The sequence below is a fragment of the Nostoc sp. DedQUE07 genome (genome assembly GCF_034530975.2).
In the GTDB taxonomy this organism is placed as follows: domain Bacteria; phylum Cyanobacteriota; class Cyanobacteriia; order Cyanobacteriales; family Nostocaceae; genus Nostoc.
The window spans coordinates 100,594-113,723 of sequence record NZ_JAVRCC020000012.1; the positions used below are offsets into that span (position 1 = coordinate 100,594).

Annotated in this window: 10 protein-coding genes; 5 read left to right on the forward strand and 5 right to left on the reverse strand. The window is 40.2% G+C overall.

From position 1 onward, the window contains the following. Window positions 1–24: 24 nt before the first annotated feature. Window positions 25–1,992 carry a putative bifunctional diguanylate cyclase/phosphodiesterase gene (locus RMZ95_RS12490; protein WP_322683825.1) on the reverse strand — a complete coding sequence of 656 codons (1,968 nt, stop codon included), beginning with the start codon at window positions 1,990–1,992 and terminating at the stop codon, window positions 25–27. A 249-nt stretch (window positions 1,993–2,241) separates the two neighbouring features. Here RMZ95_RS12490 and RMZ95_RS12495 point away from each other — a divergent pair, with 249 nt between their 5' ends. Further along, the gene (locus RMZ95_RS12495) at window positions 2,242–3,966 is read left to right on the forward strand and encodes an ABC transporter ATP-binding protein (protein ID WP_322683826.1); all 1,725 of its coding nucleotides are present in this window, start codon (window positions 2,242–2,244) and stop codon (window positions 3,964–3,966) included. A gap of 358 nt (window positions 3,967–4,324) precedes the next feature. On the opposite strand, the gene RMZ95_RS12500 is transcribed toward RMZ95_RS12495, so the two are convergent. After that, on the reverse strand, window positions 4,325–5,782 hold the full coding sequence (locus RMZ95_RS12500) for a protein adenylyltransferase SelO (protein ID WP_322683827.1): 1,458 nt from the start codon (window positions 5,780–5,782) through the stop codon (window positions 4,325–4,327). Between the two features lie 344 nt (window positions 5,783–6,126). On the opposite strand from RMZ95_RS12500, the gene RMZ95_RS12505 reads away from it, so the two are divergent. Continuing rightward, a complete protein-coding gene (locus RMZ95_RS12505; protein ID WP_322672072.1) occupies window positions 6,127–6,339 on the forward strand; it encodes a hypothetical protein in 213 nt (70 codons plus the stop codon). Between the two features lie 504 nt (window positions 6,340–6,843). On the opposite strand, the gene RMZ95_RS12510 is transcribed toward RMZ95_RS12505, so the two are convergent. Further along, the gene (locus RMZ95_RS12510) at window positions 6,844–7,299 is read right to left on the reverse strand and encodes a hypothetical protein (protein WP_322683828.1); all 456 of its coding nucleotides are present in this window, start codon (window positions 7,297–7,299) and stop codon (window positions 6,844–6,846) included. A gap of 380 nt (window positions 7,300–7,679) precedes the next feature. Further along, window positions 7,680–8,255: a GNAT family N-acetyltransferase gene (locus RMZ95_RS12515; protein ID WP_322683829.1), complete on the reverse strand. Its 576-nt coding sequence runs from the start codon at window positions 8,253–8,255 to the stop codon at window positions 7,680–7,682. Window positions 8,256–8,746: 491 nt separating this feature from the next. On the opposite strand from RMZ95_RS12515, the gene bioB reads away from it, so the two are divergent. Further along, window positions 8,747–9,754 carry a biotin synthase BioB gene (gene bioB / locus RMZ95_RS12520; RefSeq protein WP_322683830.1) on the forward strand — a complete coding sequence of 336 codons (1,008 nt, stop codon included), beginning with the start codon at window positions 8,747–8,749 and terminating at the stop codon, window positions 9,752–9,754. Window positions 9,755–9,824: 70 nt separating this feature from the next. Here the strand turns inward: bioB and RMZ95_RS12525 are convergent, their stop codons facing one another. Beyond that, window positions 9,825–11,006 (reverse strand): class I SAM-dependent methyltransferase, encoded by a 1,182-nt coding sequence (locus RMZ95_RS12525; RefSeq protein WP_322683831.1) that lies wholly within the window; start codon window positions 11,004–11,006, stop codon window positions 9,825–9,827. A gap of 508 nt (window positions 11,007–11,514) precedes the next feature. On the opposite strand from RMZ95_RS12525, the gene RMZ95_RS12530 reads away from it, so the two are divergent. Then, the gene (locus RMZ95_RS12530; protein ID WP_322683832.1) at window positions 11,515–12,198 is read left to right on the forward strand and encodes a hypothetical protein; all 684 of its coding nucleotides are present in this window, start codon (window positions 11,515–11,517) and stop codon (window positions 12,196–12,198) included. 143 nt (window positions 12,199–12,341) lie between these two features. Beyond that, window positions 12,342–13,088 carry a 2-phosphosulfolactate phosphatase gene (locus RMZ95_RS12535; RefSeq protein ID WP_322683833.1) on the forward strand — a complete coding sequence of 249 codons (747 nt, stop codon included), beginning with the start codon at window positions 12,342–12,344 and terminating at the stop codon, window positions 13,086–13,088. Window positions 13,089–13,130: the final 42 nt, after the last annotated feature.

Consider the following 13,130-nt stretch of genomic DNA (forward strand, 5'->3'; position numbering starts at 1 on the left):
GCAATTCCCTTTGCACAAGATCCATCACCACTGAGGATTTGCCATAATTAATGCCGTCGCCTGAGAGCTATCTAACGGATGGGAGAAAAAATATCCCTGCCCATATTCACAGTTCAACTTTCTCAACATTGCTAGTTGCTCTTCTGTCTCTACCCCTTCGGCGGTTACATCCACACCTAATTTGTGTGCCAATGTAATAATTGTCTGAACAATATCTAAATTTCCATCATCAAAAATGCTTCCGCTAACAAAAGAGCGGTCTATCTTCAACTGATTAATTGGAAAGTGGTGGAGACGACCTAATGAGGAATAGCCCGTACCGAAGTCGTCAATTGCCAACTTAATTCCTAAATTTTTCAGTTGCTTTACCCTGATAATGGCTTGATCGTGATTTTCCATAATTACGCCTTCTGTAATCTCCAGCGTCAAATTCGGTGCGGGGAGTCCAGTGTCTTGGAGAACTTTATTGATGTGCGGCAGCAAGTTTTCTTCACTGAACCTAGTAGTACAAAGATTGACACTAATGGTCAAGGGATATTCAGCCAGTTCACCACAGCTAGAGGAGAATTGCTCTTGCCATTGATGTATCTGATGACAAGCCTCATACAAGACCCACTGCTCAATAAGGATAATTAGCCCGGTTTCTTGAGCAGCTGACATGAAATACTCTGGCAAAACAATGCCGTGTTTTGGATGTAACCAACGTATAAGCGCTTCAAAACCAGTTATCTTGCCATGACTGAGTGACACTATCGGTTGATAATAAATCCGAAACTCTTGAAGTTCAATGGCTCGGCGTAGCTCGTTAACCAACTCCAAGTGTGCCATTGCTTGAATATGCATATCAGGGTTAAAAATCTCATAGCAGGCCCTGCCTTGTGCTTTAGCTCGGTACATCGCAATATCAGCGTCACGCAAGTAATCTTCTGGTTGTTTATAATCTGTTATGCTTAAAGCAATGCCAATACTCGCTGTAGTAGAGACTTCGTGCCCGTCCAGAACCAGAGGAAGTGACAGATTCTTTTGTACTCGCTCAACAACCCCTACCACTTCTAATACATCTCTAATTCCCACTAGCAAAATGATAAACTCGTCTCCTCCCAGCCGTGCAGCCATATCTGTAGAGCGCAAGCATTCTTGAAGCCTTTGAGCAACGGTAAGCAGTAATTGATCTCCAAATGTGTGCCCCAGGCTGTCATTGATCACCTTAAAGCGATCTAGGTCTAGAAACAAGACAGCAAATAGATAATCTGAATGCCGTTGGGAATAATTGACCGCATCTTCTAAGCGGTTCATAAATAAAGCGCGGTTTGGGAGTCCCGTCAGTACATCGTGAAACGCAAGATGCACCAGTTGTGACTTGGCTCGTTTATGCTCTGTAATTTCACTCAGCAATTGCTGATTTGCTTTTGCCAGTTCCTCTGTGCGTTTTGCCACTTGTTCTTGTGCTTGTTTAGCTTCGCTGAGATTACGCAGCAACAAACGCCAGCCTACCAACTTTTCTTGTAAGTCATACACTGGAGATACGCTGATACTAGCAGGAAAGGATTTACCCAAGCGTGGCTTTATATCCATTATGTAGTCCTGTATCTGCTGTGAATTATTGATCAGGGAGCGAAATATCTGACGGTCTTGTTGAGCAATAAACACAATTAATGGTTTACCTACCAGATATTTTTGGCGTATGGAGAGCATAGTTGCTGCTGCATAGTTAGCCTCTAGGATCTTCCCGACGGTATCAGTTACTAAGTAGCCATCCGGCGCAAAATCGAATAATTCTTGGTAACGCTGGCGTTCTCTCTCAGCTCCGGCTCTTGTTAGCTCTAACTCCTCGGAGGCAGCCAATAGTTCTTCCACTGACATTTGGAGTTCATCGAAAGCCTCTATTATTAGCTCTTGTTGTGAGTTCGGTTGAGTTGCTGTACGCTGCCATATTTTCCGTACCCGCGATCGCAATTCTTCTATCTCTTGGCCAAAGTTATCTACATCCATATTGCTCGAGCTGCAAAACTATGAAGCGTAAGTGGAAGTAATGGTCAAATCTAAATATAAGTATTTATTAATACTAAAAAGCTGTCATCTATAGCAGGGTATACTTTTAATATTTATACCAATTCTATGTATGTAGATTATTTTGACCTGAACGCTAAAACAGTTTGTAACTAATTAGTAAACTATTCAGAAACTCCCTAAAAACTGCTAGCGTCAAACAAAGTAAAATAGCGTTGTGGATCTTCAAGCTTGAAAACCCGTTCTAATTACTGGCAATTGCTGCCTTATATCCGACTCCAGTGGCAAACCATTACCAAGGGAATTATTGGTATCTTGGGATACGTGCTGGCGACTTTAGTATTAATTAATCTCGCTGGTAAATTGGCAATTCCCTTTGCTCAAGGTAATGTAGTCGCGATCGCTCAAATAACTGGCAGCTGTGCTTTAGTATTTCTTGTTCGAGGCTTGTTTCAGTCTATACAAGATATGTACATGGCAAAAGCTGCTTTGCGAGTTGCTTTTCATCTCCGCCAGCAAGTCTACGCGCATCTTCAAAAGCTAAATCTCAGCTATTTTGAAACAGCAAAAGCTGGTGATTTATCTTACCGCCTCACGGAAGATGTTGACCGCGTTGGCGAAGTGGTAAATAAAGTATTTCACGACTTTATCCCCTGTATTTTGCAGCTGCTAGCAATTCCGATTTACATGATTTATCTGAATTGGCAACTAACATTAGCAACAGTGATAGTTGCGCCACTCATGGGTATTTTAGTTGGCTGGTTTGGCGAACGTTTACGCAAATATTCCTTAAAAAGTCAAAATCGCGTGTCGGGTTTATCAGCCATCCTTGCGGAAGTTTTCAACGGTATTCGTTTGGTACAGGCTTTTGCTGCCGAAAATTACGAAATTGCCCGCTTTGGCCATGAAGCAGAACGCAGCCTCAAAGCAAAATACTCAGCCGAACGCCTGAAAGCGATTCAGATTCCCATCATCGGATTTTTGGAAGCCTTAAGTGGGTTATCGTTACTGATTGTGGGAGCTTGGCAAATTTCCCAAGGTAACTTGACTGTGGCGAATTTTTTCAGTTATCTGGCGGCGGCGGCGCTGTTAATCGATCCCATTGGTCATACTACTAACAACTACAACGAATTTAAGCAGGGTGAGGCATCAGTTGACCGCGTTTTTGAATTGATGGCAATTCAGCCGACGGTAATCGAAAAGATAAATGCGATCGCTCTCCCTCCAGTCAAAGGCAAAGTAGAATATCGTCATATTTCCTTTGCTTATAAACCAGGTGAACCCGTATTAAAAGATATTAGTTTATTGGTATCGCCAGGTGAAGCGATCGCTCTTGTGGGTGCTTCTGGTGCTGGTAAAACTACATTTGTGAATCTTTTACCCCGTTTTTACGACCCCGAAGTTGGTGAAATATTAATTGACGGGGTTGATATTCGAGATGTGAAGTTGCATAGTCTGCGGCGACAAATTGGGATTGTTCCTCAAGAAACCATCATCTTTTCGGGGACGATTGCTCAAAATATCGCCTTTGGACAATATATTTTTGACATAAAAGCAGTTAAGGAGGCAGCGAAAATTGCTAATGCCCATCAATTTATTAGCCAACTACCAGAAGGTTATAAGACTTGGGTAGGCGAACGTGGGGTAAACTTATCAGGTGGACAAAGACAAAGAATTGCGATCGCTCGTGCTGTTCTGCTCAATCCCCAAATCTTGATTCTCGATGAAGCGACATCAGCATTAGATTCTGAGTCTGAAGCGTTGGTACAGGAAGCGCTGGAAAGATTGATGGAAAAACGGACAGTGTTTATTATTGCTCACCGTTTATCGACAGTTAGGCGGTGCGATCGTATTTTAGTTCTCGAACAGGGACAAATTGTCGAATCGGGAACCCATGAAGAATTATTAGCCCTAGAGCGTCGCTATGCGCGGTTTTATGCTCAACAGTTTAGTTAAAGGCAGGGGAAGTTCGAGGTTTTAAGACAACTGAATTAGTCTCCCGCTTCAGACCTATCCAACATTTATTGAATATCCATAAGGGACTTCTAAGAAATAAATTATCCATCTTGTGGAGTGGGCATCTTGCCCGCCCTAATTATGCAAATTAAAGGTGGAACAGCTTACTACTGACCAAGCACAAAAATTCATAATATAGCGCTTCTCAATTGCATGGAATACAGACCTAACCCCCAGCCCCTTCCCTACTAGCGTTGGGGAGTAAGTTTCAAAGCCTCTCTCCTTTTAGGAGAGAGGTCAGAGTGTATTGCATACAAACGAGAAGTACTATATTAAAAAGAAAGTAGCTGTAAATTGACTACTTCCTAGACTGAATTGCCTTGATTAACTCATAAAAAGGCTGCCAATTATCTTCTTGGGCAATTGCTTCCCAAACAGATTCAATCACAGGTCTTAATAATGCCGTTTTGGGATTATTAACAGCTAGAGTTTGGGCAATTACATTAATGCGATCGCTATCAAAATCATTCAAGATTTTGTGATATGCTATGCACCAATCATCAAAAATTGCTGATGCGCCCGGTACTGGTACAATATCTGAACTATTCATTACAAAACCTGGTTCATCTCGCCATTTAGATGAAAAAGTGCGAGCCATCTCATAAAAGAATTGGTGATAACCAACTTGGCTGGCTTTCAAGAATTCAATCGTGAGATTTAAGAGTTCTTCAGCTTGTGGATGTTGCAACTCCACAAAACCCAACTTTTTCAACATCAAAGAACTGTATTCAGCTTGATAATATTCATCAAACCTAGCTAAACTAGTCTCCATATCGCCTTTATCAATAATCGCCTTTAAAGGTTCCTGGAGCATTTCTAAATTTAGCTTGCAAATAATTGGTTGATTACTGTAACAGTAGCGTCCAGAATAGTCAAAATATGCAGCGATAAAGTATGGGTCATAAGTAGGGATAAATGCATAAGGCCCATAATCAAAGCTTTCTCCCGTAATCGACATATTGTCAGTATTCAGGACTGCATGACAAAAGCCAGCCGCCATCCACTGCGCTACTAGTTCTGCAACCCGTTTAACTAATTCGGCGTAAAACAAGCCATATTTATCTTCTTCAGCATTTAAGTGTCGATAATACTGCTCAATTACGTGGTCTAATAACTTCTGAGTTAAATCTGGACGCTGGAAATAGTGCAGTCGCTCAAAAGTGCCAAACCGAATATGAGAACTGCTCATCCTAATCATCACAGATGAACGGGTAGGCGAAGGTTCATCGCCCCGCCAGAGTGGTAAACCTGTTTCAATCATGCTCAGACAGCGCGAAGTACGTACACCCAAGTAGTGCAGTGCTTCCGCAGCCAGAACTTCCCGCACCCCACCTTTGAGCGTGAGCATACCATCGCCACCACGGGAGTAGGGCGTTCTTCCAGAACCTTTAGTGCCAAAATCGTATAATTCGCCATCATTGGCGCGTACTTGTCCGTAGAGAAAGCCTCTACCATCACCCAACTGCCCGTTATATTCACCAAATTGGTAGCCGTGGTAACGCAGTGCTAACAACGGTTTGCGCCCTTGAAATTGGCCAAAGGCTGCGATGAAATCTTCGTCTTTGACTACTTGGGGGTCTAGACCAAAACGGGGTAATAGTTGATCGTTACGCCAACGCAGGAGGTGTTGGGGAAATTCAGCTGCTGCAACCTCATCGTAGTAGTCGCCTCCTAGAGATTCTAAGGCGGTTTCGTAGTTGAGGGAGAGAAAAGGATTGCTAGAATTCTTGTCGTTTGGAGTTTCAGCCAGAGTCATTACGAGCAAAGCTAATTCATTCTTCCTTTAATACTACCTCTGGCTTCAGCATCATCAGCATAGACGCAAAAAGCGATCCATATCAAAATCGGGAGCGCTTCAGGAGGCAGAAGTAAGCCACCTTGAAAAACGTGGAATTGAAGCAAGAACGCTGACTAATTTGTAGTTGTATCAAACTGCCTGATAAAATCATCAGTGAGAAATTTCAGTTTTGTATTTTTTATTACTAGCAAACTTTACATTAAACCATGCTTTATCTACCTGAAATTATTCACTAGATAGAAGAAGAAGTTTAGTAATAAAAAGTATTCTCTTAAAAACAAAACTAAACAATTTTTTTCTAAATGCCAAGTAATTTTTTTACGCCTGTAGAAGAAAGAGAAAAAATCTTTTGTACAGAACTGGTTCAGTGCGGTGTGTTATATGAAAAAGCGGTTACTGCCGCTAAAATTTTAGCTTCTGGTCAGCCAGATGAGCTTTTGTCATCTGAAGACAGAAAAGTTGTCAAAGATGCCTGTGAAAAGTGGTTTGTACAGAATAAGCCCTATAAATGTTGAAGTTTATACACCCGTTTTGGGTTAGGCAACTCAGAATAATTAGAACACTGAAGCTAGCTGGCGTAAGTTCGTAGACGCGTGTCAATCGCTCACGAGTAAATTTCTACCTCTGCCATGAGGTATCGGCTCTTGTAAAACCGCTTTCAATCGCCTATTACACAAGTAGTCCCTAAGTGTAACTGCATACCTCGTACCCTCTTTTAAGAGGATGTTTTAAAAGTATTTTTCATCACATCAAAGCTTCAGAAACCTAACCCCCCTAGCCCCCAACACTCACGAGAAAATGGGGGTTTCAAAGCCTCTCTTTGCTTGCCTAACGGCAGGTTGACGCCAACGGGGAGAAAAATGGAAGTGAGATTTATAGTATACTTTACGACTTTTCAAACATCCTCTAAAATAAATAAAGTTTTGGATATTCAAAAAAAATAAGACTGGCTTAACCGAAGTTTGGATAAAATCCGCCAGTCTTGCAAAATTTAAACTTAATGAAATAAAACTGATTTTTTATTTTTTAATTGGTTGTGATGTTGGTGAAGCAATTTCTCCTGGTTTTGATGTTGGTTGTGATGCCTGTGAAGATAGAATTTTTTTCAATTGCAGGTTATAAGTTTGCAAAATTGATTGAACTTGTTTCTGTTGATCTTGATTCAAATCCAAAGATTTTAAAACTATTCTGATTCTCTGACGGGATTGCAGTGCTGCCTTAAATTTAGTATCTTGGGACGGGTTTAATAGAGCCTCAATATTCTTGTCTCTTTGCTGGCGAGCCACTTGGATTTGTTGGCGCTGTTGATTTGTGAGTTTGATTGGTTGGTGTGGTACAGCACTAGTTTGAGTTTTTAAGGCTGGTGTAGTGCTGGGATTTGGGCCTGGTGCTGCTAAGACAACTCCGTTTAAGACGGTAGCAAAAGCGAAGATAGTAGAAAAGACAGATAAGCGTTTTATAGAATTAATGAGCATTTTAAAAACTCCTCAACTGTTTAAGAAAATTGGACACATCGGCTAAAGCTAACCTTAGTAACTAAGTTTGTTAGCGAACAAATATTACTATTGCATTTGCCTGTGGAGTTGTTGTGTATTTATGATGAATTTACTATGAATTTGTAGAGATTCACAACTGATATATTAAATTCCTTCTCATATAAATATGAGAGTATTGCGAATAGCTGTAGGATGGGTATTACTCAAAAATTACAAATGAGTAATTGAGTGCAATTTAAGAATTACTTACTTTTATAAAATGACTAAACAAAATTGATAATTATGAATTATAAACAAATTGCTTTAAAAGCAGTTTTGCTAGAGAAATTAAATAATATTGACAATAGCCCTCAGCTTATTTAAATTTTAGGTTCTTTCCAATAAGGATTTGTAAGACTTGTCAAAATATGATCTTCCCATTGCCCATTAATTAACAAATAGTCTCTAGCGTATCCTTCAACGACAAAACCGAGCCTTTTGAGTACATTACCACTGCGCCGATTGTGAGGCATATAGTTAGCCATAACTCGGTGAAAATTTAACTCTTCAAATAGATATTGAGTTGCAGATTTTAAACCCTCTGTCATATATCCTTTACCTTGTTTATTTTCAGCAAGGCTATATCCCACATAGCAAAAATGAGCGGCTCCTCGGACAAAATTACTAAAGTTGACCGTTCCAATAACTACGGTAGGATTTTTTTTGGTAAAAACAAATAGTTTTAACGATTGACCATTGATAAATTCCAGAAAACTATTCTCTATCTGATATTGCCAATATTCTTCAGTGAAAAAGCCATCAGCCCAAAGAGGGTAAAATGGAGTGAGATAAATTTTGTTATCAATAAAGTACTTGAGAATTTGGGGTATATCTTCATGGATCGCTGCTCGCAATAATAGGCGATCGCTTGCAATTATTGGCAGTTCTGATATCATAAATTACTTAATTGGCGGGATCTCTTCCCAGAACAATCTCTAAATTTTGTAAATTCTCTCATAATCTGCGGTTTAGCAGCAGCTAGATTAGCTGTCTGATTATCAGGGCTTACGCAAGTGTCATAGTTTTTTCATAAAGGTTGTTAATAGTCAGGGGTCAATTAACTGATTTTATATAGACTTTGAACTCTTGACCAGCATGACAAAAGATATATCTATACCCAATTCCCAATGCCCAATGCTCAATGCCCAATTCCCAATTCCCTTTACAAAAGATGGGGTGAGTATTTTTGCTCTTAATCTGCCATTCAACCAAAATCTTGATAAGCTGATGTCTAATATCTAGAGCGGAAGGATTGAGAGCCAATGGGTGATAAAGCACATTCCAGGGTACAACTTCGATAAAATAGCTTTGCCCAAAGGCTGTACCGCAGCAGATTTAAGCAAAAGACAGCTCAAGATTTAACCCAGTCTACAAGAAGGATAGTGATGTGGTGGGAATACGCTACGATTGGCAGGAATTAGAGATTCGGGCGATTTACAATACGCCATTGCTAGAGCTTATTTATCAAGCTGCTAGCGTGCATCGCCAATATCATGACCCAACAAAAATACAAGTTTGCAAGCTTATATCTATCAAAACGGGAGGTTGTCCAGAAGATTGTAGCTACTGCGCCCAATCTTCTCGCTATAAAACAGAGGTAAAAGCGCAAGCACTCCTAGAAAAGGAAACGGTAGTTAACATCGCCCAAAAAGCTAAAGAAACTGGTGTTAGTCGCATCTGCATGGGTGCTGCTTGGCGCGAAGTCCGGGATAACTCACAATTTGAGGAAGTCCTGGAAATGGTCAAGGATGTGACGGCAATGGGTTTAGAAGTGTGCTGCACTCTGGGTATGTTGACGGCAAATCAAGCCAGGAAATTAGAAGAAGCAGGACTTTATGCCTACAACCATAACTTAGATACCTCGCAGGAATATTACAGCACAATTATTACCACGAGAACATATAGCGATCGCTTGAACACAATTGAGAATGTCCGCCAGACAAATGTCACTGTCTGTTCCGGCGGTATCCTGGGTTTAGGCGAAACTGTCGATGACCGGGTTGGGATGTTACAAACTTTGGCAAACTTACATCCTCATCCAGAGTCCGTGCCAATTAACATTCTTTCCCAAGTACCAGGCACACCCTTAGAAAATCAGCCTGATGTCCCCATTTGGGATATTGTGCGGATGATTGCCACAGCCAGAATTTTAATGCCAGCTTCCGATGTGCGTCTTAGCGCTGGAAGGGCGAGACTTTCTCAAGTTGAGCAAGCTTTCTGCTTTATGGCAGGAGCCAATTCTATCTTTTCCAGCGACGATAACAAGATGTTGACGGTGACAACTCCCTGTCCAGATTACGATACTGACCGAGAAATGCTGAATTTACTTGGTTTGGGAATGCGTCCGCCTTCCCAAAGACAGGAGAAAGTAGCAAGTTCGGCTCTTGTAGGGTAAATATCTAATTGTGGGATAACCGAAAGGCCCATCCCACAATAAATAATTAGATATTCTTTACTTGAATTCCCTAAGCAGGTGTCAATAAAATCAACTGCTGTTGCAAAAGGCTTCTTACCCCATCCAATCCCAGTTCTACATTTGTCAATATCTCTGCAACTGTGGCATTAGCATCACATCTTTGCATAAACTCAAACTCTGCTAAAGATAAATTAACTATCTGGTAATCGTAATTAAAGAAACATTGACTGGGAAATCCCTCAAGACAAGGATTCAGTTCGGGAATCGCTGCTAGTAGAGCGTTATCTTCCGACCAGTCCGCTTTAATTAAAGGAGGACGACCGAGGAAAAATTCGTAATGAGTTACTTCTGGGTCTAATAATTCTATCAGGCGATAAAGCTGGCGATCGCTCAATTCTTTTGCCCGTTCCACTAACTCTGGTGCTTTGCCTAAAAGTCTCTCTAAATCCCAAAAGCTCGGATTCGAGAAACCAATAAATTCCAATCCCGAAGCATCAATTAATTCAAACAGCGTCTCAATGTTGTAGTCAATTTCTTGAGGATGAACGTACATATCAGCAAAGTATTCATCCTTGTTGTTTTCTAGCGACCAACGTTGTTTATCGTATTTGACAATTCGGTTATTTTCTGGTAGGGAAGCAAATATTTGTCGCCCAACTTGAACACCATCGCGGTAGTCGCCTTTTTTGTCACCTTGAATAAGTGCGATCGCTTTTTGCATCAGTTGAATTTCCCAGCGCCCCAATTCCCCGTACACAAAAATGTGCATTAAGCCGCCTGGGGCTAACTTCTTCGCCAAAGCTTGAATCCCGCGAATGGGATCGGGGGTATGATGCAAAACGCCAACACAGTTAATTAAATCAAATTCACCTGTTAACTGTTCTACATCAAACAAACTGAGGTGATGAAATTCAACTCGGTTAGCGCCTGAACGCTGACAACGTTCTTTTGCTACAGCTAAAGCACCAGTACTGAGGTCAATTCCCACAACAGAAGCTTGGGGATTGAGATGAACTAGGTACTCTGTACCTACACCAGTACCGCAACCTGCATCTAAAATCCGAATATCTTGCCTTTGGGGTTTTTGCCCTGTGCAGAAGTTATGAGCGGCTAGCCAATTCCAGCGCCAGTTGTAGCCTGGAGGTGGTTCATCCAACAAAGCTTCCGGCGGAAAGGGGTAGGTATTGTAGAGTTTGGCAACAGCAGCACTAACAGTTTGGGAATCGGACATGATGAGGAATAACGCAGCATTTCTGAGTTTAGCGGATAGTGGCTGGTTAGAGCAAAGATTACTATTGCTTATTTTCAACTACTTATCCAACAGCAAAGTCAGTAAATTCGCGTTTATAAGGAGCGTAAAATTTGTTTTTGTGCTGCTAATAGTCTGTATGTTCCCAATCAACAAAGTAATATATTTGCGCAAGTTTAACTGACACATCGGAAATTTTTACAACTAGATTTATGATTTTCTTTCTTAAACTTTTATCTAATTTAAAATTCTTAGCCTTAGATTAGAGCTTTATGTTTAAGTTGTTTATAGATTAGATTTGATAGTAAGTCTTTTAACTCTGAAAGTAATAAGCAAGCTAAAATAAATGAGATACGCGCTTATCTAAATAACAGCAAGTATGTGTTGCACTAAGATGAGGAGACGTTTTAGAAAGTTGTTAAAATTGTACAAACATTCTAAATCTAATTGGTTTTTGAACATTTGTAATTATTTTTGAGTGATAGCGCTAATGTTTCAATATTATTCAGAACTCCCAGAAGATGATTTAAATATTTTAAGACAACTAAAACATTCTATCGAATCCAGTTCTAAAAATACATCTGAATATTGTCATAGTCTGAATGAATATTATGACGAATTAAGTGAGATGTTCCAATTGATAACTGACCCACTTCCTCCAGATTGTGAGTTGGAAGAATCGCTATTACCTAAATACTACCTTGACTTCAAAGAAGAATATCAACGTTCAGGGCCATACACTTTTTTGAATGATTGCCGATCTGCAAAATTGATCGCTTTTGTACAAGTCATATCTGTGAAAAATAGAGGTGCGAAGGTCACTGCAAAACCCCTAGCCATCTTGAAAGGACAAAAGGATGAATTTGAATCAGATTGCTTTGGAAATATCAAGTTTAATGTGTATACAGCTTGGTCATATGCATGTTTTCAAAAAGGAGAGAAAGCATTAATTTTACTAGAAAAAGTATCAACTAAGACTGCAATTATATGGTCTTCAAGCAAAAAATTTGAAGTTAGCAATAGAGATGGCATTGAAATAGTAATGGCAAAAAGAGCAATAAAGTCATATTGGCATGATATTAATGTAGATAAAATTAATGAAAACAACCTTGTAATAATACCTTGGCAACAATTAGAGACATGGATAATAAATAATCTACAATCGTTGTCTTAATGTGAGTTTAACATATTAAAATTGTATAGATATCTTATACTAAGATAAGCACGTTTTGTGCTGACTATAAACCTTTAATTATTTACACTGCCTTACTTATCTATGGTTTAATTTTTATCATATTGTCTTTTGCGATCGCACCAATGATTTACAACCAATCAGAGTTTAATTTACGCTGTGAATGGGGCGCACAAGGAGTTGCTGAACTCGTTCCTATCAGTGATGTAATTGTGATAGTTGATGTTCTCTCTTTTTCTACTTGCGTAGAAATTGCCACTAACAACGGTGCAATAATTTTTCCCTACGCATATAAAGATGAGTCAGCCATAGATTATGCCAAATCAGTGCAAGCAGAGTTGGCAAGTCATAGACAACGTTGGACTACAACTGGATATTCTCTCTCGCCAAAATCGGTGGCTCAGATTCCTGCTGGAACCAGACTAGTTTTACCATCACCTAACGGTTCTTTCCTGACTTTACATACAGGAAATACACCAACTTTGGCTGGCTGCTTGCGAAATTGCCAAGCTGTGGCGCAGTTTGCTCAAAAGTATGGCGATCAAATTGCTGTGATTCCTGCTGGTGAGAGGTGGAAAGAAGATGGTAGCCTCCGCCCTGCATTTGAAGATTTAATTGGTGCTGGGGCAATTCTTAGTTATTTAAATGGCAGTCTATCACCAGAAGCCGAAGTCGCTGTGACAACATTTCAGGCTTTCCAGCAGGATTTACTAGGGTACTTGAAAAAATGCAGTTCTGGTAAAGAATTGATTGAAAGAGGTTTTGAGTCAGATGTTGAACTATCCGCCGCCTTTAACATCAGTAATTGCGTGCCTTTATTTAAAGATAATGCCTATGTCAACGTAAGTTCGACGAACCTCTCTTTACCTTGAATTAAACTTCAAGTCTGTGCTTCTTCAATTTCAATAGGGACG